This window comes from Ruegeria alba, assembly GCF_022321465.1.
Lineage (GTDB): Bacteria > Pseudomonadota > Alphaproteobacteria > Rhodobacterales > Rhodobacteraceae > Ruegeria_B > Ruegeria_B alba.
In genome coordinates, this window is the sequence record NZ_JAKOEM010000001.1 from 203,761 (window position 1) to 226,705 (window position 22,945).

A 22,945-nucleotide genomic window follows, 5' to 3' on the forward strand; every position below is an offset into this window, starting at 1 on the left:
GGCGCAGTCAGCGAACGACCGTTTTCCGATCATCGCCAGGTGCACCTGTTCGAAGCAGCCTGATGGCGCACGGTCCCTGGCAGCCACGCTGACGACGCGTGAAACGCGACGCTTTGCCAAAAACGCAGGATCGCGCGAGAACCTGCGCGCCCTCAGCCCTAATCGGAAAAGGGTGGTCTCACCCCTCGCGCAGGTACCAGTCGTCAAAGCGCGAGATGTCCGGCAGCACCCGGCGATAGCCTTTCGAGGTCAGCAGGGTGTGGATGTCCTCGCGCTGGGGGGCGTGGTTGTGTTCCACTGTCATCACCCCGAATGTCCAGCGGTCGAAGTCGAAGGCATTGAGGATGTCGAACTCGCTGCCCTCGGTGTCGATCGAGATATAGTCGATATGCGCGGGCGCCTTGTGGGTTTCCAGCAGCTCGATCAGCGAGATCGTTTCGACCTTGTAGTTCTGGCCGCGGATGCGGCGCGAGGATTTGACGAAGGTCGAGATGCCCGAGTTCTCGCCGCGCGGCGCCTCGGTAAAGCCCAGCGTTTCGCCCGATGTGTGCCAGACGCAGCGGGTTTCGATGGTGGCGGTGCGGTTGGCCTTGAGCGCGGCATGCCAGCCGCGTGCCGGTTCGGCGAGGATGCCGCTCCAGCCGAAGCCGGTCTCCAGCAGGTAGGAATTGTTCAGCTCGATCCCGTCGGTGGCGCCGAATTCGACAAAGAAACCGCCCTCCTTGAACCCGGTCTGGCACAGCGCGAACAGGTCCTGGCGCAGTTGCGATTTCGATTGGTCCAACAGGTCGATGCAGCGGCTGCGATCCTCGGGCGCCATCGCCTTGAGGAATTCCAGGTCGAACCAGGCTTTCTCCCGTTGTTGCAGTTGGCGCAGGCGGTCGCGGCGAACAAGTGTGGTGTTGGAAATCGAATGGCTCACGGCAAGTTTACTCCGGCAATCACCCTGTCTGGGTAGCGGGACACCCCAACCGAGGCAAGGGGCTTTGTCAATCGGGCGCGATCAGACCCAGCCCGCGCAGATAGATTCCGACCCCGGACTCCAGCAGATCCTCGGGCGCAAAGGGGGCGGTGGCGCCGGCATTGCGGGCATAGAGCTCGACCACGCCATGGCTCATCGCCCAGATATGGGCCGAGACCATGGCTGCGGGCGGGCGTTTTTCGGGGGGAATGTGGTCGCTCAGATCGGCGGCGGCCTGTTCCAGCACGGCTTTGGCGCGATTGGCGGCGGCGGCCAGTTCCGGGCTGCGATTGACCGAGATGCCGCTTTCGAACATGGCGATGTAATGGCCCGGATGCTTGCGGGCAAAGGCCAGATAGGCGCGGCCTGTCGCTTCGAACGCGGCCAGCGCCGAGGGCTGGCCCTTGTCATAGGCATATTGCATCAGGTCGGCAAAGATCTCGAACCCCTGGCGGGCGGCCTCGGCGATCAGCTCTTCGCGCCCGTCGAAATGGCGATAGACCGCGGCGGGGGTGACCCCGGCGGTCTTGGCGGCCTCGGACAGGGTGAAGCCGGTCGGGCCCTTGGCGCGAATCAACTCCAGCGCCGCGTCGATCAGCGCCTGTTTCAGATTGCCGTGATGATAGCCCTGCTTACGCATTCCAGATGTCGGGGCCTCCGCAGATGGCCGCATCGGGCTGGCCGACCGCGTCCCGGTCCTTGTTGTCATAGTCGATGCCCGCCAGCACGGCGCGGATCGCCGCCAGCCGCGCGCGTTTCTTGTCGTCCGAGCGGATCACGGTCCAGGGCGCCTTGTCGGAGTGGCTGCGGGTCAGGGTTTCCGAGATGGCGGCGGAATAGGCGTCCCATTTGTCCAGCCCGGCGATGTCCACCGGGCTTAGCTTCCACTGTTTCAGCGGGTCGCGTTCGCGGTCGTGGAACCGGCGTAGCTGTTCGGCGCGGCCCACGTTCAGCCAGAACTTGAACAGGTGGATGCCGTCATCGGTCAGGTCATGTTCAAAGGGCAGAACCTGGCGAAAGAAGCGTTCGCGCTCGTCCTCGCTGCACCAGCCGAACACATGTTCGACCACGCCGCGATTGTACCAGCTGCGGTCGTAGAACACCAATTCCCCCGCCGAGGGCAGATGCTGGATGTAGCGCTGGAAATACCATTGGCTGCGTTCGGCCTCGGTTGGTTTCGCCAGCGCCACCACACGTGCGCCGCGCGGGTTCAGGTTCTCGCGGAACCGCTTGATGGTGCCGCCCTTTCCGGCGGCGTCGCGCCCCTCGAACAGGATGGCGACGCGGGCGCCGCTCTGCTTGATCCAGGCCTGAAGCTTGACCAGTTCGACCTGCAGGGCCTCCATCTCGGACCGGTAGGCTTTCGACGACATCTCCGCGTCATAGGGATAGCTGGCGCTCAGGATATCGTCCTTGTCCGCCTTCTCGATGGCGCGGCGGATGTCCTTTGGTGCCTTGTCGTTGAAATAGCGGGAAATCTCGCCTGTTGCCGCGCCTGTCATTTGCCCGCGCTCCCTTGTGCTGCCGTTTGGGTTCAATATGGAAGCTGTTGGCTATTAACGCAAACCCGCACGTGTCGCGGCGCGCAGGACCGCCTCGGCAACTGTCTCGGCCGCCACATGCTGGGGCATGTGGCCAATGCCGGGCAGGGCGGTCAGCACCGCGCCGGGGATTTGCCGCGACAGGGTGCGCGAATGCAGGTTGAAATTCACCGTGTCATCTTCGGTTCCATGCACGATCTCGGTGGGCACCGCGATGTCGCGATATCGCGGATGCAGCGCCTTGATTTCCTCCAACAGGCTGGCTCGGTGTCGCGCATTGGCCCTGAGCGAGCCGCGGCGCAGGGACAGGCCGGGGCCGAAATGCGCGTCATAGCCCGCGGGGGCCGGTTGCGGCGCGAACACGTCGTCCAGCGCGCGGGCGACATAGCTGTCAGGCACATAGGCGGTGATCAGCGGCACCGCCACCGCCGCGCCCAGCCGGGTCGAGGTGATCCGGTAGAGCAGGTCCAGCGGCGTGGTCCAGGGGTTCGACGCGGCGGCCACCGGTACCAGCGCCGCCAGCCGGTCGGGGTGATGCACCGCCCAGGCCAGTGCCACCGCGCCGCCATAGCTGTGGCCCAGCACGATGGGGCGTTCGGCGCCCAGCTGCACCGCCGCCCGCATCAACAGTTGCGCCTGACCGGCGATATCCTCGGACCCGGCGGGGGCGGGATCGGAATAGCCCAGCCCGGGCCGGTCCAGCAGGATGACGCGGAAATGCCCGGCAAGGATCGGCGCCAGCACAAAGCTCAGATCGCGGGTATTGCCGTTCGAGCCGTGAATCATCACCAGTTCCGGGCCGCTGCCCATCACCTCGGCATGGATGCGCGTCCCGTCCACGGTGACAAACTGGCCCTGTGGGGGATGGCTGGCCTGAGCGCGTGCCTCGTGCCGGGCGGCGCGCCACAGGGTCAGCGCCCAGAACCCCGCCGCCAACAGCAAAAGGATCAGCAGCACCCGCATGACCACTCAGCCCCGCAGGTCGGTGGATTCCAACCCGATCCGCGCCATGTCATAGGGCGTTGTCTCGTAGATCTCGCTGATCCAGTTGCCATAGAGCAGATGCGCATGGCTGCGCCAGCGGTTGAGCGGCCGCCGCGAGGGATCGTCGTCGGGATAATAGTTGATCGGCACGTTGATCGCGGTGCCGCCCGCGACGTCACGGTCATATTCCTGTTTCAGCGTGTCGCTGTCATATTCGAAATGGTTGAAGATATAGAGCGCGCGATGCCCCGGATCGGCCACCAGGCAGGGGCCGACCTCGTCGCTGCCCAGCAGGGTGACCAACTCGGGCACCGCGTCGATCTCGGCCTGTTTCATCTCGGTCCAGCGGCTGACCGGGATCACGAAATCATCCGAGAAACCGCGCAGATAGGGCGAGGCCGGGTCCAGATTGCGGTGCCGGAAACAACCGAATGCCTTGTGGTCCAGCATATGTTTGCGGATGCCGTGGAAATGGTTGATCATCGCCATCCCGCCCCAGCAGACGCCGAATGTGGAATGCACGTTGGTCTGGGTCCAGGCAAACACCTCGCGCAATTCATCCCAATAGGTGACGTCCGAAAACTCCAGATGTTCGATCGGGGCACCGGTGATGATCAGCCCGTCGAATTTCTCGTCGCGTACCTCCTGAAAGGGGCGATAGAACTCTTCCATATGCTCGGTGGCGGTGGTTTTGGTCTGATGCTCGGTCATCCGGATCAGGCTCAGTTCGATCTGGAGCGGCGTGGCGCCGATCAGCCGGGCAAACTGGGTCTCGGTCTGGATCTTCTTGGGCATCAGGTTCAAAAGCCCGATCCGCAGCGGGCGGATGTCCTGGCGCGCGGCCTGATCCTCGGACATGACCATGACCCCCTCGCGGGTCAGAATGTCATAGGCGGGCAGATGTGCGGGGATTTTGATAGGCATGTCGCGGGCTTCCTTTCCGAGATTTGGAGGTAAGCCATCACATGCAAAAGTGCCAGCCCCTATCACGGTCCTGTTGGGTTCGAAGGAGATCGCGCTGGTGGCGAGAGGGCTCCTAGGCATGACAGGGTCGGGAAAGTGGCAGCCCGTAGGGGAATCGAACCCCTCTTTCCAGGTTGAAAACCTGGCGTCCTAACCGATAGACGAACGGGCCACGCTGGCTTGTGGGGCGCCTTGTATGGTGTCGCCATCGCCCCCGCAAGCGGAAAAAACACCAATCGCGAAAGTTTTCTGAGAAGGTAGAAAAGGAACCTTATTTCAATAGGTCAGACAAGCGCAACATCGTCTATGCGCATTTGCACGCTCTGCCTGCCGCCCCAGGAATTGATCTCGAGCCGTCCGGCGAAATGGAACCGGGCGCCGCCGTGGTTTTCCAGTATCGGGCCGATCTCGCCATCGAAGGCGCCAAACAAGATTGCGTCCAGCCCGCCGCCCATTCCGTCGGCCAGCGACAGTTTCAGATGCGAGGCGCCGACGCGCTTGGCAAAGCGGATTTGCAGGTCGGGCAGGGCAAAGCGCGGGGCAGGGGCGCCGGCGCCATAGGGGCCTGCCAGTTCGATCTGTTCCAGCAGCTCGACCGTGGCCGCGCCCGGCATCAGCACGCCGTCCAGCCGCATATCCGCCGGTCCGCCCCGTCCGGCGCCCTGTTTGGCCAGCAGCTCCGACAGCCGCTCCATCGCCGGTTCCAGCCGGTCGCGCAGCACGGTCAGCCCGGCCGCCATCTTGTGCCCGCCGCCCTTGACCAGCAGCCCCTCGGATGCCAGCCGTTGGATCGCCGCGCCCAGATCGACACCCGCCACCGAGCGGCCCGAGCCCTTGCCCTCGTCGCCGTCGAAACCGATGACGATGGCGGGCCGGTTGGCGGCATCCTTGAGGCGCGAGGCGACGATGCCCACCACGCCCGGATGCCAGCCCTCTCCCGCCGCCCAGACCAGCGGCGCCTCCAGCCCGCGGGTTTCGGCCTGATCCAGCGCGGCGGCGCGTACGGCGGCCTCGATATCGCGCCGCTCGGTATTGAGCAGGTCCAGCCGCTCGGCCAGCGCCTGCGCCTCGCTCATGCTGTCGGTGCCGAGCAGGCGGGCGCCCAGATCGGCCTGCCCGATCCGGCCCCCGGCATTGACGCGCGGCCCCAGCAGAAAGCCCAGATGATAGGTGTTGGGCATGGCGTCCATGCGGGCGATATCGGCCAGCGCCACCAGACCGGGCCGCTGCCTCTGTGCCATCACCTTCAGCCCCTGGCGCACCAGCGCCCGGTTCGCCTCGACCAGCGGCGCCACATCGGCCACCGTGGCCAGTGCCACCAGGTCGAGCATCGCCATCAGGTCGGGCCCGCGTTGCCCACGCGTGCGCAGCTGGCGGCCCGCCTCGACCAGCATCAGGAACACCACGCCGGCGGCGCAGAAATAGCCCAGATCGCCGCTCTCGTCCTGTCGGTTGGGGTTCACCACCGCCACGCAGTCGGGCAGGGTCTCAGCCCCCAGATGGTGGTCCAGCACGATGACATCGGCGCCTTTGGCGGCGGCGATCGGGCCATGGCTCAGCGTGCCGCAATCGACACAGACGATCAGGTCATGGCTGCGGGCCAGATCCGCCATCGCCGCCTCGTTGGGGCCATAGCCCTCGTCGATGCGGTCGGGCACGTAAAGCGTCGCGGTCTGCCCCATCTCGCGCAGCCAGCAGATCAGCAGCGCCGCTGAACTGCCGCCATCCACGTCGTAATCGGCAAAGACCGCGATCCGCTGGCGCCCGGCAACCGCGGCCAGGAACCGTGTCGCCGCGATTTCCATATCCTTCAGCTTGCGCGGATCGGGCAGCAGTTCCTTGAGCTTGGGGTCAAGGAAGCCGCGCGCCTCGATCGCCGGGACCCCGCGCCGGGCCAGCACCTGGCACACCGCCTGCGGCAGGTCGGTCTGCTGCCGCATCATCTGCGCCGCCCGCTCGGTCTCCAGATCGGGGCCGACCCAGCGCCGCCCGCTCAGGGACTGTTCGATGCCCAGATAACTCACCACTCACCTCATGCGCAAAGGCCGGACCCGCCCCGGACCCGGCCCTTCATTTCGCCTCAAATACTCCCGCCGGAGGCTGCGGCGCCAGCCGCATCCCCCGCCAAAGGCTCAGACCGGGGAACGATAGCTCATCCGCCGCACCGAGCCGGTCTTGGACCGCATCAGCAGCGTCGTGGTCTCGACCCAACCCGGCTCGCGCTTGATGCGCGGCAACAGCGATCCGCCGGTCACGCCGGTGGCGGCAAAGATCACGTCCTGCGTCACCATCTCGTCGCGGGTATAGACGCGGTCCAGATCGGTGATGCCGGCCTTGGCGGCGCGGCCACGCTCGTCATCGTTGCGGAACAGGAGCCGGCCAAAGATCTGCCCTCCCATGCATTTCAGCGCTGCCGCGGCCAGAACCCCCTCGGGCGCACCGCCCGAGCCCATATACATGTCGATGCCGGTGGTCTCGGCCTCGGCGCAATGCATTACGCCCGCCACATCGCCATCGGTGATCAGCCGGATCGAAGCGCCGGTTTCGCGCACCTCGGCAATCATCGTCTCGTGGCGCGGACGTTCCAGGATACAGACGGTGATGTCCGACGGCTTGCAGCCCTTGGCCGCTGCCAGCGCCTCGACCCGTTCGCGCGGCGACATGTCGAGCGACACGACGCCGTCGGCATAGCCCGGACCGATCGCCAGCTTGTCCATATAGACGTCGGGCGCGTGCAGCATCGAGCCGCGCGGTCCCATGGCGATCACGGTCAGCGCGTTGGGCATGTCCTTGGCGGTTAGCGTGGTGCCTTCCAGCGGGTCGAGCGCGATATCGACGCCCGGACCGTTGCCGGTGCCCACTTCCTCGCCGATATACAGCATCGGCGCCTCGTCGCGTTCGCCTTCGCCGATCACCACCACACCGGCGATGTCGAGCAGGTTCAGCTGTTCGCGCATGGCGTTCACCGCGGCCTGGTCGGCGGCCTTCTCATCGCCGCGTCCAATCAGCGAGGCCGAGGCCAGCGCTGCCTGTTCAGCCACGCGGGCAAGGCCCAGGGAAAGCATACGGTCATGAAATTCGGGCATGGCGGACATGAATAGTTCCTTGCAGATGGGCTTATTGACCCTCTAACGCAGCGCGGCGGGAGTCCACAAGCATGTTTGCGAAAACGGTTCGGGCGGGTCAGACCGCCTCGATCCTCAGCGCCACCGGTTCGGCGGCCAGAACACCCGTCGCCGTCATGGCGTCCAGCGCGGCGTCCAGATCGGCGCGCTGGGTCTTGTGAGTGACGATCACCACCGGCGCCTCGGCGCTGTCATGGCCGGTCTGGCGCATCCGGTTGATGCTGACCCCGGCATCGCCCAGCGCGGCGGCCACCTTGGCCAGCGCGCCCGGACGATCGGGCAGCAGCAGACGCAGGTAATAGGGCGCCGGAGAGTTCGATTGCGCGCTGTCGGCCTCGGCCAGCGTGTGGGCGGGCTGTCCGAATACCGGCAGGCGGAAGCCGCGCGCGATATCGCAGATATCACCCAGCACGGCGCTGGCGGTGGGGCCTTCGCCCGCGCCGGGGCCGCGCAATACGATCTGTTCGACCGCGTCGCCCTCGATCACCACCATGTTGGTGCCGCCTTCGAGCTGACCAAGCGGCGAGTCCGCCGGCACCAGACAGGGCCGCATCCGCTGTTCCAGCCCGCGCCCGCTGCGCTGGGCCACACCCAACAGCTTGATGCGATAGCCCATGTCGGCGGCATAGGCGATGTCTTCGAGGTTGATCCGCTCGATCCCCTCGATGTCGATCCCGTCGAAATGCGGTTTGGTGCCAAAGGCGATGGCGGCCAGCAGCGCCAGTTTGTGCGCCGCGTCGATCCCGCCCACATCCAGCGTCGGGTCGGCCTCGAGATAGCCCAGTTCGGCGCATTCCTGAAACAGCGCGTTATAGCCTTTGCGCTGCGATTCCATGCGGGTCAGGATATAGTTGCAGGTGCCGTTCATGACCCCCATCACGCGGGTGATCTCGTTGCCGGCCAGCCCTTCGGTCAAGGCCTTGATCACCGGGATGCCGCCGGCGACGGCGGCCTCGAACCGGATCACACGGCCTGCGGTCTCGGCCTGCTCGGCCAGCGCCTGGCCATGGATGGCCAGCAGTGCCTTGTTGGCGGTGACCACGTCCTTGCCGGTTGCCAGCGCGGCCTCGATCGAGGCCTTGGCGGGGCCGTTCTCGCCCCCCATCAATTCGACGAACACATCGACATCGTCGCGGCGGGCGAGGGCGACCGGGTCGGTCTCCCAGGCGTAAGAGGACAGGTTGATGCCCCGGTCCTTGCCCGCATCGCGGGCCGAGACGGCCACGATCTGGATCCGGCGTCCGGTACGCGCCTCAAGCAGATCGGCCTGACGGCGGATGATGCGCACAACGCCGACGCCCACGGTTCCCAATCCCGCGATCCCAAGCCGCAATGCCGGTTTCATGCTGTTCGTCCTTTCTGCTCGTGCCTGGACCGGTCCTGCCGGACCGGTCCCTTGCCGCGTGCCTTAGCCCGTTCGGGGCGGGCGTGCAATCGTCGGGCGTGTTATTCGGTCTCGCTCTGCGAGGTGTCTTGGTCGGTCGCCTCTTGCAGGCGCCGGGCGCGCTGGGCCAATGCGTCGCGACGCGCTTCGAGGGACTTCTGAACCGCCAGGGCCTCTCCCTCGGGGTCGGCGGGCGGGCCAAGAGCCTCGTCCAGTGGCACCAGTTTGGGAAACCCCGCTTTGCGCAGATCAGGGCTGATCCGCTCGTTCAACTCGGGCACCTGTGTGCAGGCCGCCGCCAGCAGCAAAAGAGAAAGAAATGCGGATCTAGGCATGCGGCCACCGGACCTGTTGAAGGGTGTCCCTTTTGTCGTAAATTGTCGGAACCTGCGCAAGCGGGGCTTTTATCTGAACATATGTTCAGATAGCGTGGCCATATGGCACGTACCCAAGGTTCCCATTCCGATATCACCGGCCCGCGCATTCAGGACGCGGCGCTCAGGCTGTTTGCGCGGCACGGTTTCGCCGCCGTGTCGATGCGCCAGATCGCCGGAGAGGTGGGTGTGCAGGCGGGCGCGCTCTACAATTACACGCCGGACAAGCAGAGCCTGCTGTTCGGGCTGATGCACCGGCATATGGACGAACTCCTGTCGGCGCGCCAGCACCGGGTACGCGGGGATGCGCTGACCCGGTTGCGTGATTTCGTGGGGTTTCACATCCGCTTCCACCTGAACCGGCCGGACGAAGTGTTCATCGCCTATATGGAGCTGCGCAACCTGACGCCCGAGAATTTCGCAACCATCGAAGGATTGCGGCGGCGGTATGAGGACGATCTCGAGGCGATCCTGCGCGCCGGGGTGGAGGAAGGTGCCTTTGCGGTGCCCGATACCAAGATCGCGACCCTGGCGGTGATCGCGATGCTGAACGGGGTCAATACCTGGTACCGGGCCGAGGGGCGGCTGTCGCTTGACCAGGTGGAAGGCATCTATTGGGACATGGTCCGCAAGGCGGTGGCGGCCTAGTCGTTTTCCGATCCGGAAAACGACCCGGAAAACAGATGTTTTCCGGGTCGGAATTCTTGCAGAATTCCGCGCGCCTCAATGCGCGGGGCGAATGAAGGTGCCGTTGCGCAGATCGCGCATGGCCTGCATCAGCTCTTCCTGCGTGTTCATCACGATCGGCCCGTGCCAGGCCACCGGCTCGGCGATCGGCGCGCCCGAGATCAACAGAAAGCGTATCCCCTGCGGCCCGGCCTGCACCGTCACCTCGTCGCCGGTGCCGAAGCGGATCAGGGTGCGGTCGCCCGACAGGTCGCGGATATTGAGCTCTTCGCCCGCCACTTCCTTTTCCAGCAGCACACCGGTTGGCGCCGAGGCATCGGCAAAGGCGCCGGCCCCTTCGAACACATAGGCAAAGGCGCGGCGATAGGTGTCGATCCGGAACGTCTTCTTCACCCCCGCCGGGACGAAGATATCGAGATATTGCGGATCGGCGGCGATGCCGTCCACCGGACCGGTCTTGCCCCAGAAGCTGCCAACGATCACCCGCACCCTTGTGCCGTCATCGTCGATCACCTCGGGGATCTCGCTGCCGCGCACATCCTGGTAGCGCGGCGCCGTCATCTTCTGGCTGGCGGGCAGGTTGCCCCAAAGCTGAAAGCCATGCATCTGGCCCTGCGGATTGCCCTTGGGCATCTCCTGATGCAGGATGCCCGACCCGGCGGTCATCCACTGCACGTCGCCCGCACCCAGCGTGCCGGTATTGCCCAGCGAATCCCCGTGCTCCACCGTGCCGGCCAGCACATAGGTGATGGTCTCGATGCCACGATGGGGATGCCAGGGAAAGCCGCGCAAATAATCCTGAGGATGCTCATTGCGGAAATCGTCAAACAGCAGGAACGGGTCCAGCTCGGTCGGGTCCTGAAAGCCAAAGGCGCGGTGCAGCTTGACCCCGGCGCCTTCGAGCGCTGGGGTGGCGCGGCGGGTTTCAAGGATGGGACGAATGGACATGGTGGGGTCTCGCTTGGGCTGTGAAAGCTGGTGTTAAGATAGGGGGCGCCGTTGCCAAGGCAATTCCGCGTCGCGCCACCGGGCTTGTGCAGCGGTGCACAGCCGACGGAGTGTCAGGTTCAGGTCCCGGCCCACCATTCCGCAGGTTTGCGCCGCTTGCCGTGCCCACGCGCCAGCCGCAGCGCCAGGTGGCGCAGCGGCGACAGCGCGAGCCGCAGCCACAACCGGTTGCGTCGCCGCGCATAGTCGCGGTTGAACGGGCAGACCCGCATGCAGATCGCGCAATCCGAGGCGAGCTTGGCCCAGAAGCCGAAACATTTCTCGGCATCCGAGGTCCATTTGCGCACGCCCTGGATGGCCGAGACATTCGGCGCCACATCCGAAGGCGGCCCATAGGGCAGAGCCTTGACCGGGCAGGCATCGGCGCAGGCCGTGCAGATGTCGCAAAAGGCGCGCACACCCCGTGGGCGCGGCACATCATGGGCCAGTGGCAGGTTGGTGAACACCTTGGAGAACCGCAGCCGGGGGCCGAATTCCGGCGTGATCACCATCTGGTTGCGGGCATATTCGCCCAGGCCCGCCTTGACCGCATAGGGGATCACCAGTCCGGTGTCGTTCATCGAGGCCACGGCCTCGTATCCCAGATTGCGGATATAGGCGGCCAGCTGCATCACCACTGCCGCCTCGTGGCTGTATTCGCGCCCGGTGGCGGCCCCGGCCAAGGCCGAGGGGTAGGTGGCCACCAGGTCGCGCTCCATCTCGTGGCCCAGCACGATGACCGAGGTCAGCCCATTGGGCAGGCCGAGTGGTGCCTCGCTCATGTCGCGGGTATCGACGCGGGCGGTATAGTGCCAGCGTTCGTCCAGCTCGGTCACGCCGCACAGATCGGCACCAAAGAAGCGGGCGACGCGTTTGATCTCGGCGCTCATGGCGGCGGGATCGTCGATCGCGACCTGTTGCGGCGCCACCGGGGTGTCATAGCTGATCGGGGCCTGGAACCCCTCGCGCCGCCCCTCGGCGGCAAAGCGGTTGGTGACAACATCCGAGATCAGCCAGGCGGCGTTGCGCAGCGCGAAATCACGCTGTGTGAACCCATCGCCCCGGCGCGGTGCCGCCTCCATCCGATAAGAGGCAAAGAAGGCATCCGTCTGTTTCGACCGAACCGACGGATCCCACATGGCGCGGGTGAACACGTCGTTGCGCTGGGAAAAGCGCTCGAACGCCTCGGTGGTTTCGATCCCGGCGGCGGCATCGGTCGGACGGGTGCGGTCGGGCCGGTTGGCGGGATAGCTCATGGGCGTCACGCTAACTCGGGGTTTGTGGGTAGGGCAAGATGCCTGTTCGGCGCCCGCGCAATCGGCTATGCAGGCGCAACGAACAAGAGGGCGACACCAGATGCAGGACGAGGTTTTGGCAACGATCGAGGCATCGGCGCCCCGGCGCTGGATGGCGCTGGTGGTGCTGACGGTATTGGGCGGGCTGCTGATTTATGTGGCGGTCGTAACGCCGCCGGCGGTGGTTTGGCAGGTCTTTCTGATCGTGCTGGGGGCGCTGACGCTGTGGCTGGCGCAGCGCATGTTCCAGGCGACGGCGGGTCGGGTCGAAATGACTGCGACCGAGCTGCGCGGCAGTGACGGCACCGTGATCGCCCGCATCGCCGATATCGAGGCGCTGGACCGGGGCGTCTTTGCCTTCAAGCCGTCGAACGGGTTCCTGCTGCGTACCTCGGTGCCGGGCGGGCGCACCTGGCAGCCGGGCCTCTGGTGGCGGATGGGCCGCCGGATCGGCATCGGCGGCGTCACCCCCGGATCGCAGACGAAATTCATGGCCGAGATGCTCTCGGCCATGATGGCGGAACGCGATGGAACCTTGCCGCGCTAAGCGTCAGACGCTGCCGGCGATCTCGTTGGTGAAACGGGGCCGGGTAAAGATAAACGTTTCCATGTCGGTGTCATCCAGCCCGACCCGGAAAGGCGATCTGTAGACGTTTCTGGTCTCGACCAGGATCAGCGTGTCCTGGTCCGACATCGGCGGCAATCGGGAACTGATGGACCCAACATTGGCGTTGCTCAACCTTTCGGGAAAACCGCGATTGGCCGACCAGCGTACCCGATGCCGATCACGCTTTCTCTCGTAACGCAACAGCGAGATACGGACTTGGAGGCCGTCGGTATCCTGCACCATGCGTTCAAACAGTTCGACCATTGAATCGATGTAGGCGTCGTCGATGGTCCGCGTCTCTCGCGAGATAAGGTCGCCGATCGTATAGGCGGCCTTCACGTTCGAAGCTGCCTCGCGGTAGCCATCGAAGTAAGTGTAGCCGATCATGATGGTCCAGAACAGGATCGGTACCGTCAGCAACGCTTCGACCGCGACCGAGCCTTCCTCGTTCCGGCGGAACAGACGCAGCGAGTTCAATATGCGAGACATGGACATGGCTTTACAACGGCTCCTGCACAAAGACGGACATGGCCGTCAGGGCGTATTGGCCTTCGTCATTGGCCAAGGCGGCTCCCAGGGTTGAAGTCGGGAAGATCGGGTTGATCTTGGCGCAGGCCCGCAGGACCATCAGTTCGTTTGCCTGGCCATTTTCGAATTGTCGCACGGGGCGCGTCTCTTCGGAAAGGTCGGTACAGTCGGGAACGGCAGGCAAGGTGATGCCGGCATAGGGATCCTGACGAACCATCTCGAGCTTGAGGTTGGTGCTGCACTGGCGGATAAAGACCGCCTTGTCGCAGATCCTGTTCTTCAGCTCGTTATGGCCGGGATTGGACCCGGTGTTGAGACGCAGGTCACGTACCACCACATCCACAGCGCGTTCCAGCATTGCGTGGTTCAGCGTCATGAATGTCAGTTCGACCCCGGCAAGCATCACACCGATGACTGCAGGGAATACGATAACGAATTCGACTGTTGCGTTGCCGTCTTCGCGATTGCGGAACCGGCGCAGGAAATTGCCCAAATGCCGTATCATTGTGTCAGCCTCAGCTTGCGGATCGACGAGGCGATCGAGGTAAATGCGTCACTGATTTCCAGCCCTTCGGCGTCATAGTAGTGGCTGTCCGAGCTTGCGCAGCGCTTGAGCACCCGGCGACCGCTATATGGGGCCTCGAAACCGACCGTATAGACGATCACACCTTCGTCCTTGGCCGCGTCACAGATGTGGTCGGTCCGCTGGTCCTTGGCCGATGCTTCCTTCTTGGTAAAGGCTGCGCTGTACCATTCACCCCAGGCACTGCTTGTGAACTCAAAGTTGTAGTACGCGTTGTAGGCCAGCGATACCTTATTGAAGAGCTCGGCATAGGTCAGCTGGACTGCTTCGCCGGGCTCGTCCTTCATCGCGCAGCTGTAATAGCCGCCTGAGGTATATTCGCATGCCTCGCTCTGGCCGTTGCCATAGGGATGATCCGACCAGCGGTTCTGGTCCGGCCAGTAATAGTTGTTACCACCATTGTCGTGGTAGACGCTGAACGCATTGGTACTGTTGTTGTCGGGCGAGCCGCTGATCACGTCTTCGGCTACGTTGTACCAGACCGGCGACAGGCCGGTGCGCAGCGACGGGTTCAGCATGTACTGGTCGGTGTTCTCGCCGTCGGACATCACGATCAGCACTTTGAGAACATCGCCAGAGTCATAAGCGCTGGGCCGGCCGGAGAAGATCGCGGGCACCTTGTCGTCTGCGATCAATCCGTTAATCACGCTTTGCGTGTTCGGATCCAGCATTACGACACCCCATTTGGTCCCGATATCGATCGAGGTGTTTCCGCGACCGCTCATCCCGTCGATATAGGTGTTCAGAACGGTCTGGTTGTTGGTGAACGGCAAGATCGCGGTGCTGTTGCGCACGGGGCAGACCGGGGTCTGAATCGGATCCTTGGAATAGGTGAACGGATCGAAATGCATCGTCCGCTCCAGCGGCGTTACACGCGACAGGCCGGGCTGGCTGAACTCGTCATCGATGAAATTCACGCAATGCGAGTAGGTATGTTCCTCGCTGACATTGTAGTAGGGCAGGATATCGGGGCCAGCGTTGACCTGAGATGCATAGGGGATGATCGAAATCGACACGGCTCCAGGTTCGGTCGCCGACAGCATGTGATCGACAAACTCCTTGGCCGCGATCTTGAGGTTGTAGAGCCGGCTGTTGCTGTTCATTGAGCCCGAAACATCGAGCACCAGCGAGATTTCCACGTTGCCGATGCTCTCCTCTGCGGTGCTGGCCGCGGGGATCGTCAGGCTGTCGTAGCCCGAGAGCTTCATGAAATGGGTCGGCAAGTCGGCGGTTGCGGTGGCGGACACCTTTCGGAAGCCAAGGCCTTCCTCAACCGTGATGCTGGAAAGGTATTCCAGCAAGCCCGCTTTCTCCAGGTAGCTGCGAACCACGGTTTCGGGTGCAACCAGTTGGTCGAGGTCGGCCGCGGCCAGAACCGCGCGGTCCATCGTATACTGCAGGGACGCTCGCTTTTGTTCATAGCGCATCAGGTCCACACCGATGCCGGTCGCACCAACCAAGGCAAGAAACAGGAACAATGCGAGGACCGTCATCAAACCGTCTTCTTCGCGAGCGAAGTTCCCGAGATGCGCCTTGAGCCTGGTGCGGATACGACGCGACACCGTGTCGATGCTGATCTGCGTATTGAACATTGTCCACCTACCTTTCCGGCAGAACCCCAGCCGGAGAATACAGTTCCAATTCACTGTTTTGCCTTGAGAAGATGGCAGGATTGGGGCGTAAATCGCCCGAAAGGGTGAATGTTAACCGCGTGTTAAAGACAACGCAGTCAAATGTTCGGACTTTGTTTCCCTGTGGCCGACAATGCCCTGGAACTGTCCCCCAGAATCGCCGTTCCCCCTGAATTCAGATTCTTCAAGCGATTAAAAATGTCGCACTCCTGTGACGAGGCGTCATATGTTGCCTGCGACAAGGTGTCATCATCCGAGTCGGAGAAGGTCATGGAGGATTTTGGTTTAATGACCCGCAAGAACGAACCCAGTTTCCGAGAAAGCGTGGATATGATGTTCAACAGGGCGGTTGCCCTGATGGACCTGCCACCGGGACTGGAAGAGAAGATCAGGGTATGCAACGCCACATACACGGTCCGGTTCGGGGTGCGCCTGCGTGGCCAGATCCAGACGTTCGTGGGTTATCGCTCGGTCCATTCCGAGCATATGGAACCGGTCAAGGGTGGTATCCGCTATGCGATGGCGGTGAATCAGGACGAGGTCGAGGCGCTGGCGGCGCTGATGACCTATAAATGTGCCCTGGTCGAGGCGCCCTTTGGCGGTTCGAAAGGGGGGTTGCGTATCGACCCGCGGCAATACGAAGAGCACGAGCTGGAACAGATCACCCGACGCTTTGCCTATGAGCTTGCCAAGCGCGACCTGATCAACCCGTCCCAGAACGTGCCTGCCCCCGACATGGGCACGGGCGAGCGCGAGATGGCCTGGATCGCCGACCAGTATGCGCGCATGAACACCACCGACATCAACGCGCGCGCCTGTGTCACCGGCAAGCCGCTGAATGCGGGCGGCATCCATGGCCGGGTCGAGGCCACCGGGCGCGGCGTGCAATACGCCTTGCAGGAGTTCTTCCGTGACAGCATCGGCGTCGGGAAGTCGGGATTGTCAGGCAAGCTTGATGGTAAACGAGTGATCGTACAGGGCCTGGGCAATGTGGGCTATCACGCGGCCAAGTTCCTTAGTGAAGAGGATGGGTGCCTGATCACCGGCATCATCGAACGTGACGGCGCCCTGGTCAGCGACGAGGGGCTGGATGTCGAGGCGGTGCATAACTGGATCGTCAAGCACGGTGGCGTTACCGGTTTCCCGGACGGCACTCATGTGACCGATGGCCCCAAGGTGCTGGAAGAGGAGTGCGACATCCTGATCCCGGCGGCGCTGGAGGGGGTGATCAACCTCAACAATGCCGACCGGATCAAGGCGCCGCTGATCATCGAGGCCGCCAACGGCCCGGTCACCGCCGGTGCCGACGAGATCCTGCGCAAGAAGGGATGCGTGATCATTCCCGACATGTATGCCAACGCGGGCGGTGTGACGGTGTCCTATTTCGAGTGGGTCAAGAACCTTAGCCATATCCGGTTCGGCCGCATGCAACGCCGCCAGGAAGAGGCGCGCCACCAGCTGGTGGTGGACGAGCTGGAACGGCTCGACCGTTATCTGGGCGATGCCTGGTCGATGACGCCGCAGTTCAAGGAGAAATACCTGCGCGGCGCCGATGAACTGGAACTGGTGCGCTCGGGTCTCGATGACACCATGCGCATCGCCTATCAGGCCATGCGCGATGTCTGGCATGAGCGGAGCGATGTCGAGGATCTGCGCACCGCCGCCTATCTGGTCTCGATCGACCGGGTGGCCAAGAGCTATCGCGCCAAGGGCCTCTGAGGCGGGGCGCGGCATCGAAGACGCGGGGCGTGCGGGCAACCGGGCGCCCCTTTTTTGCGCGATCAGGGTCTGAATTCATGTCGTGCCGGCGACAGGATTAGTCGCGGACAGACCAGTCTCTGTCGATTACGGTCTTGAGACCGCGCTCATCGGTGCTACTCGTTATGACAGCGATACCAGGTCGGCAAGGAGAGACGGCGATGCGGTTTTCGGGCCTTCGGGTGTTGAAGGAGGGGCTGACCGGCAACAAGGGCTGGCGGCCGCATTGGCGCGACCCGGCGCCCAAACCGGAATATGACCTGGTCATCATCGGCGGCGGCGGCCACGGGCTGAGCACCGCCTATTACCTGGCGCGCGATCACGGGCTGACCAATGTGGCGGTGCTGGAGCGCGGCTATATCGGCGGCGGCAACATTGGCCGAAACACCACCATCGTGCGGGCCAATTACTTCCTTCAGGGCAATTCCGAATTCTACTCGCACTCGCTGAAACTGTGGGAGGGTCTGGAAGAGGACCTGAACTATAACGTGATGCATTCGCAGCGCGGCATCCTGAACCTGTTCCATTCCGACGGCCAGCGCGATGCGGCGGCGCGGCGTGGCAACATGATGCTGAGCCAGGGCGACGATGCCATCCTGCTGGGGCGCGAGGAACTGCGCGCCAAGGTGCCCTTCCTCAATTTCGACGACCAGCGTTTTCCGCTTTACGGTGCGCTCTATCACCCGCGCGGCGGCACCGCGCGTCATGACGCGGTGGCCTGGGGCTATGCGCGGGGGGCGGACAGTCGCGGCGTCGACCTGATCCAGAATTGCGAGGTGACGGGGATCGACGTCGAGAACGGGCGGGTCACCGGCGTGCAGACGGTGCGCGGCCCGATCCGGGCCAAGAAAGTGGCGATGGTGGCGGCGGGCCGTTCCAGCCAGGTGGCGGCGATGGCGGGCATGCGCCTGCCGATCGAGAGCCATATCCTCCAGGCCTTTGTCACCGAGGGTCTAAAGCCGGTGATCGACCATGTGATCACCTTTGGCATGGGCCATTTCTATATCAGCCAGTCCGACAAGGGTGGGCTGGTCTTTGGCGGTGACCTGGATTTCTATGCCTCTTACGCGGCGCGCGGCAACCTGCCCACGGTCGAGCACGTGATGGAGGCGGGCATGGCGCTGATGCCGATGATCGGCAAGGCGCGCGTGCTGCGCAGCTGGGGCGGCATCATGGACATGTCGCCCGATGGCTCTCCCATCATCGACCGCACGCCTATCGACGGGCTCTATGTCAATTGCGGCTGGAACTATGGCGGGTTCAAGGCGGTGCCGGCCTCGGGCAACGTGTTCGCGCATCTCTTGGCAACGGACCAGTACCACCCGGCGGCAACACGGTTCAGGCTGGACCGCTTCCGCACCGGGCGCGGGATCCTGGATGAAGAGGGCACCGGCTCTCAACACAACCTGCATTGAGGGGGGAGAGGCCGGACATGAGTATTTTTGGCGGAATGAAGAGTGGGGGACGGCGATGAGGATCACCTGTCCGCATTGCGGCGACCGCGACAGCCGCGAGTTTTCCTATAAGGGCCACGCGCTGGCGCTGGAGCGTCCGGTGCCCGAGGCAGGGGCCGAGGCCTGGGACGATTATGTGCATCTGCGCGAGAACCCGGCCGGGGAGACCCGCGACCTGTGGCATCACCATTTTGGCTGTGGCGCCTGGCTGGTGGTCACCCGCAACACGCTGACCCATGAGGTGCTGGGCTGCGAACTGGCCTCGGAGGCACGGCGATGAGGGTTCAGGGCAAGGGGCTGATCGACCGGAACAGGCCGGTCTCGTTCACCTTCGACGGGGTGGGCTACAGCGGGTATCAGGGCGACACGCTGGCCTCGGCCTTGCTGGCCAATGACGTGCGGCTGGTCGGGCGTTCGTTCAAGTATCACCGCCCGCGCGGCATTCTGACGGCGGGCAGCGAGGAACCCAACGCGCTGGTTACGGTGGGGCGCGACAGGCGGCAGGACCCCAATGTGCGCGCCACGGTGCAGGAGATATACGAGGGGATGGAGGCGCGGAGCCAGAACCGCTGGCCTTCGCTGAGCTTTGACCTGATGGCGGTCAACGACCTGGCGGCGCCGTTCCTGGGGGCGGGGTTCTATTACAAGACCTTCATGTGGCCGCGCAGCTTCTGGGAGAAGCTGTATGAGCCGGTGATCCGCCGCGCCGCCGGGCTGGGCGCCTTGTCGGGGCAGGATAATTCCGACCGTTATGAGCGCGCCTTTGCCTTTTGTGATCTGCTGGTGATCGGCGCCGGGCCTGCGGGGCTGATGGCGGCGCTGGTGGCGGGCCGCGCCGGGGCCGATGTGATCCTGGCCGACGAGGACGCGCGCATGGGCGGGCGCCTTTTGGCCGAGACCTATGAGATCGACGGCAAGCCGGGGGCGGTCTGGGCCGAAGAGGCGCTGGCCGAGCTGCGCGGGATGGAGAATGTGCGTCTGATGACGCGCACCACCGTTGCCGGGGCCTATGATCAGGGCACCTATGCAGCGCTAGAGCGGGTCTCGCATCACCGCGCCGACTGGGGCGCGGGTGCACCGCTGGAATGTTTCTGGCGTATCGTGGCGCGGCGCGCGGTGCTGGCAGCGGGCGCGCTGGAGCGCCCCATCGCCTTTGCCGACAATGACCGGCCCGGCATCATGACCGCCGGCGCGGTGCGTGCTTATCTGAACCGCTGGGGCGTTAGCCCGGGCCGCGCCGTCACCGTGTTTGGCAACAATGACGATGCCCATCGCACCGTGCGCGACCTGCTGGCGGCGGGGGTACATGTGGCGGCCCTGATCGACAGCCGTCATGACGCGCCGCGCCTCAATGGGGTGCGGATGATCCGGGGCGGTCAGGTCTGCGGCAGCGGCGGGCGGCAGGGGCTGGAGCGGATCACCATCCGCGATCCCGGTGGCGAAGAACGGATTGCCACCGACTGCCTGGCCATGTCGGGCGGCTGGAACCCCAGCCTGCACCTGACCTGCCATATGAACGGGCGGCCCGAATGGCGCCGCGACATTGCAGCCTTTGTGCCGGTGGCGGGCATGGTGCCCGGCCTGCGCGCGGCAGGCGCCTGCAACGGTGCCTTTTCGACCATGGCCTGTCTGCGCGAAGGGGCCGAGGCGGCGTCCGAGGCACTGAACGCGCTGGGGCTCAAGGCGGATCAGGGTACACTGCCCAAGGCCGAAGAGACGCCCTATGCTCTGGAGCCGCTCTGGGCGGTGCCGGGGCGCGGGCGGGCCTGGCTCGATTTTCAGAACGATGTCACCGTCAAGGATGTGAAACAGGCGGCGGTCGAGAACTTCCGCTCGGTCGAGCATATGAAGCGCTATACGACGCAGGGCATGGCGACCGATCAGGGCAAGAACTCGAACGTGGCGGCGCTGGCGGTGCTGGCCGATGCCACCGGGCGCGGCATCCCCGAGACCGGCACCACCACCTTTCGCCCGCCCTACAGCCCGATTGCCATCGCGGCGCTGGGCGCAGGGGGCGAGGGCAAGGGGTTCCAGCCCGAGCGCTTTACCACCTCGCATGCTGCCACCCTGTCACGCGGCGCACCGATGATCGAGGCCGGTCTGTGGTACCGTCCCAGCTATTTCCCGCAGGCGGGCGAGACCGACTGGCAACAGAGCTGCGACCGCGAGGTGGGTTACGTGCGCAACGCGGTGGGGGTGGCCGATGTCTCGACCCTGGGCAAGATCGACATCCAGGGGGCGGACGCGGCGCGGTTGCTGGATTTCGTCTATACCAACATGTTCTCGACACTGAAGGTCGGGCGCGTGCGCTATGGGCTGATGCTGCGCGAGGACGGTCATGTGATGGATGACGGCACCACCGCGCGGCTGGGCGAGGATCACTACCTGATGACCACCACCACCGCCGCCGCCGGGCAGGTGATGGCGCATCTGGAATTCGTGACCCAGGGCCTGCATCCCGAATGGGACGTGTCGTTGTGTTCGGTGACCGAGCAATGGGCGCAATTCGCCGTTGCCGGTCCCAGGGCGCGCGAGCTGCTGAACGGGCTGCTCGACACGCCGGTCGATCCGGCGGACTGGCCCTTCATGTCCTGCGGTGCGGTGTCGTTGCTGGGCGTTGGTGGGCGGTTGTTCCGGATCTCGTTCTCGGGCGAGGAAGGATACGAGATCGCCGTGCCCGCGCGCTATGGCGCCAGCCTCTTCGACTTGCTGGTCCGTCGCGCCGAGGCGCTGGGCGGCGGTGCCTACGGGATGGAGGCGCTGAACGTGCTGCGGATCGAGAAAGGCTTCATCACCCATGCCGAGATCCATGGCCGCGTCACCGCTTATGACATCGGCATGGGCGGCATGGTTTCGGCCAAAAAGGATTGTATCGGCAAGACCATGGCGCAGCGTCCGGGGCTGGAGGAGCCGGGGCGCGAGCGTCTGGTGGGGCTGAAACCCATCGCCGCCGAGGGCAAGCTGCTGGCGGGCGCGCATCTCTATCGGCAAGAGGATGCCGCCCGGCGCGAGCATGATCAGGGTTATGTGACCTCGGTTTGCCATTCGCCGGTTCAGGGCCGCATGATCGGGTTGGGCTTTCTGGCCGATGGGCCCGAGCGGATCGGAGAGATCGTCAAGATGGTCGACGGGCTGCGCGGAGTGACCACCTATTGCGAGGTGGTCAGCCCGGTCTTCTATGACCCCGAGGGAGGGCGGATGCGTGGATAGGTTGTTCGCAAAGACGCCCTGTGCGGGGCAATTGCCGCTGAGCATCGGCGGCATGACGGTGAGCGAGGTGGACCTGGGTCCGATGACAGCACTGTCGCCGCGCAAGGGGCAGGGGGCGGCACTGGCCGGGGCGCTGGGCGCGGCGCATGGGCTGGACTGGCCCGGCGCGGGCCGGGCCACGGCGGCGGGCGATGCGCGCGCGATCTGGTTCGGCCATGACAGCGTGCTGCTGACCGGCGCCGCGCCGGATGCGGCGCTGGCCGGGCCGGGTGTGCTGGTCGATCAGTCGGATGCCTGGACGGTGGTGCGTCTTGACGGCACCGGCGCCGAGGCGGTTCTGGCGCGGCTGGTGCCGGTCGATCTGCGCGCGCCCGGATTTGGTCCGGGCGCCACGGCACGTTGCCGGATCGGGCATATGGCAGGCTCGGTCACCCGGCTCGAGACTGGCGGATTTCTGCTGATGGTGTTCCGCTCGATGGCGCAAACCCTGCTGCATGACCTGAAATCGGCGATGGAAGCGGTGGCCGCGCGCGGGTAAGGTCCGGGGAACCTTCGAATCCCGGGAGACGACCCATGTACCGTTACGCCCTTGTTGCGCTGCTTGCGGCCTCGCCGCTGGCGGCGGCGGAAACCAAGCAGGAAAGCTGCCAGTATCAGGCCGATGTGGTGGCCGCGATCCAGCAGGCGCGGCTGGACCGGGTCAAGGAACGCGACGTGCCCGCCGCCGTGGCCGCCACCAACCCGACCTGGCCCGCGAACTATAATGCCGCCATCCCGCTGATCGCGCCCTGGGTCTATCAGCAGAAGATGCGCGATGTGCGTGAACAGGACCTGTCGGCGGCCTGGCTGGAACTGTGCCTGAAGCAATAGGCG

The 22,945-nt window shown here is 64.6% G+C and carries 22 protein-coding genes and 1 tRNA gene; 8 read left to right on the forward strand and 15 right to left on the reverse strand.

The features are described 5' to 3' along the window. Nucleotides 1–178 precede the first annotated feature (178 nt). From MB818_RS00995 to MB818_RS01040, 10 genes are all read right to left on the reverse strand, one after another. Entirely contained in the window at nt 179–922 is a 744-nt protein-coding gene (locus MB818_RS00995; protein WP_238903575.1) for an FkbM family methyltransferase, read from the reverse strand. A gap of 67 nt (nt 923–989) precedes the next feature. Continuing rightward, complete coding sequence (locus tag MB818_RS01000) at nt 990–1,601, reverse strand: TetR/AcrR family transcriptional regulator (protein WP_234136483.1); 612 nt, start codon at nt 1,599–1,601, stop codon at nt 990–992. Beyond that, a complete protein-coding gene (gene ppk2 / locus MB818_RS01005) occupies nt 1,594–2,463 on the reverse strand; it encodes a polyphosphate kinase 2 (protein ID WP_238903583.1) in 870 nt (289 codons plus the stop codon). Before ppk2 ends, MB818_RS01000 begins: the two co-directional genes overlap by 8 nt. Nucleotides 2,464–2,517: 54 nt before the next feature. Then, nucleotides 2,518–3,465 carry an alpha/beta fold hydrolase gene (locus MB818_RS01010; RefSeq protein WP_234136485.1) on the reverse strand — a complete coding sequence of 316 codons (948 nt, stop codon included), beginning with the start codon at nt 3,463–3,465 and terminating at the stop codon, nt 2,518–2,520. A gap of 6 nt (nt 3,466–3,471) precedes the next feature. Then, entirely contained in the window at nt 3,472–4,410 is a 939-nt protein-coding gene (metA, locus tag MB818_RS01015; RefSeq protein ID WP_234162434.1) for a homoserine O-acetyltransferase MetA, read from the reverse strand. 136 nt (nt 4,411–4,546) lie between these two features. Further along, nucleotides 4,547–4,621: transfer RNA gene (locus tag MB818_RS01020), tRNA-Glu, on the reverse strand. 112 nt (nt 4,622–4,733) lie between these two features. Beyond that, on the reverse strand, nt 4,734–6,473 hold the full coding sequence (recJ, locus tag MB818_RS01025; RefSeq protein WP_234136487.1) for a single-stranded-DNA-specific exonuclease RecJ: 1,740 nt from the start codon (nt 6,471–6,473) through the stop codon (nt 4,734–4,736). Nucleotides 6,474–6,581: 108 nt separating this feature from the next. Further along, nucleotides 6,582–7,535: a class II fructose-bisphosphatase gene (gene glpX / locus MB818_RS01030; protein ID WP_234137012.1), complete on the reverse strand. Its 954-nt coding sequence runs from the start codon at nt 7,533–7,535 to the stop codon at nt 6,582–6,584. Nucleotides 7,536–7,632: 97 nt separating this feature from the next. After that, nucleotides 7,633–8,919 carry a homoserine dehydrogenase gene (locus MB818_RS01035; RefSeq protein WP_238903586.1) on the reverse strand — a complete coding sequence of 429 codons (1,287 nt, stop codon included), beginning with the start codon at nt 8,917–8,919 and terminating at the stop codon, nt 7,633–7,635. Nucleotides 8,920–9,020: 101 nt separating this feature from the next. Beyond that, the gene (locus tag MB818_RS01040) at nt 9,021–9,293 is read right to left on the reverse strand and encodes a hypothetical protein (RefSeq protein WP_234136489.1); all 273 of its coding nucleotides are present in this window, start codon (nt 9,291–9,293) and stop codon (nt 9,021–9,023) included. A gap of 102 nt (nt 9,294–9,395) precedes the next feature. Here MB818_RS01040 and MB818_RS01045 point away from each other — a divergent pair, with 102 nt between their 5' ends. Beyond that, on the forward strand, nt 9,396–9,980 hold the full coding sequence (locus MB818_RS01045) for a TetR/AcrR family transcriptional regulator (protein ID WP_234136490.1): 585 nt from the start codon (nt 9,396–9,398) through the stop codon (nt 9,978–9,980). 75 nt (nt 9,981–10,055) lie between these two features. Here the strand turns inward: MB818_RS01045 and MB818_RS01050 are convergent, their stop codons facing one another. Both MB818_RS01050 and MB818_RS01055 read right to left on the reverse strand, forming a co-directional pair. Beyond that, a complete protein-coding gene (locus MB818_RS01050) occupies nt 10,056–10,967 on the reverse strand; it encodes a pirin family protein (RefSeq protein ID WP_234166734.1) in 912 nt (303 codons plus the stop codon). Nucleotides 10,968–11,086: 119 nt separating this feature from the next. After that, a complete protein-coding gene (locus MB818_RS01055) occupies nt 11,087–12,262 on the reverse strand; it encodes a 4Fe-4S double cluster binding domain-containing protein (RefSeq protein ID WP_238903588.1) in 1,176 nt (391 codons plus the stop codon). 100 nt (nt 12,263–12,362) lie between these two features. Between MB818_RS01055 and MB818_RS01060 the strand changes: the two genes are divergently transcribed. Next, nucleotides 12,363–12,848, forward strand: coding sequence for a hypothetical protein (locus tag MB818_RS01060; RefSeq protein WP_234136493.1), 486 nt, complete (start codon nt 12,363–12,365; stop codon nt 12,846–12,848). A 3-nt stretch (nt 12,849–12,851) separates the two neighbouring features. Here MB818_RS01060 and MB818_RS01065 read toward each other — a convergent pair whose 3' ends face one another. From MB818_RS01065 to MB818_RS01075, 3 genes are read right to left on the reverse strand one after another with little or no spacing between them, the layout of a single operon-like run. Next, nucleotides 12,852–13,397, reverse strand: coding sequence for a TadE/TadG family type IV pilus assembly protein (locus MB818_RS01065; RefSeq protein ID WP_234136494.1), 546 nt, complete (start codon nt 13,395–13,397; stop codon nt 12,852–12,854). Between the two features lie 10 nt (nt 13,398–13,407). Next, entirely contained in the window at nt 13,408–13,941 is a 534-nt protein-coding gene (locus tag MB818_RS01070) for a TadE/TadG family type IV pilus assembly protein (protein ID WP_234136495.1), read from the reverse strand. Continuing rightward, nucleotides 13,938–15,611 carry a pilus assembly protein TadG-related protein gene (locus MB818_RS01075; RefSeq protein ID WP_234175892.1) on the reverse strand — a complete coding sequence of 558 codons (1,674 nt, stop codon included), beginning with the start codon at nt 15,609–15,611 and terminating at the stop codon, nt 13,938–13,940. Before MB818_RS01075 ends, MB818_RS01070 begins: the two co-directional genes overlap by 4 nt. Nucleotides 15,612–15,938: 327 nt before the next feature. Here MB818_RS01075 and MB818_RS01080 point away from each other — a divergent pair, with 327 nt between their 5' ends. From MB818_RS01080 to MB818_RS01105, 6 genes are all read left to right on the forward strand, one after another. Continuing rightward, the gene (locus tag MB818_RS01080) at nt 15,939–17,369 is read left to right on the forward strand and encodes a Glu/Leu/Phe/Val family dehydrogenase (RefSeq protein WP_238903590.1); all 1,431 of its coding nucleotides are present in this window, start codon (nt 15,939–15,941) and stop codon (nt 17,367–17,369) included. A gap of 200 nt (nt 17,370–17,569) precedes the next feature. Next, entirely contained in the window at nt 17,570–18,823 is a 1,254-nt protein-coding gene (locus tag MB818_RS01085; protein WP_234136498.1) for a sarcosine oxidase subunit beta family protein, read from the forward strand. 55 nt (nt 18,824–18,878) lie between these two features. Beyond that, a complete protein-coding gene (locus MB818_RS01090; protein WP_234215851.1) occupies nt 18,879–19,142 on the forward strand; it encodes a sarcosine oxidase subunit delta in 264 nt (87 codons plus the stop codon). After that, a complete protein-coding gene (locus MB818_RS01095; RefSeq protein WP_238903592.1) occupies nt 19,139–22,072 on the forward strand; it encodes a sarcosine oxidase subunit alpha family protein in 2,934 nt (977 codons plus the stop codon). The genes MB818_RS01090 and MB818_RS01095 overlap by 4 nt, the downstream gene beginning before the upstream one ends. After that, nucleotides 22,065–22,610 carry a sarcosine oxidase subunit gamma gene (locus MB818_RS01100; protein ID WP_439653264.1) on the forward strand — a complete coding sequence of 182 codons (546 nt, stop codon included), beginning with the start codon at nt 22,065–22,067 and terminating at the stop codon, nt 22,608–22,610. The genes MB818_RS01095 and MB818_RS01100 overlap by 8 nt, the downstream gene beginning before the upstream one ends. A 35-nt stretch (nt 22,611–22,645) precedes the next feature. Then, nucleotides 22,646–22,942, forward strand: coding sequence for a hypothetical protein (locus MB818_RS01105; protein WP_234136502.1), 297 nt, complete (start codon nt 22,646–22,648; stop codon nt 22,940–22,942). Nucleotides 22,943–22,945 lie beyond the last annotated feature (3 nt).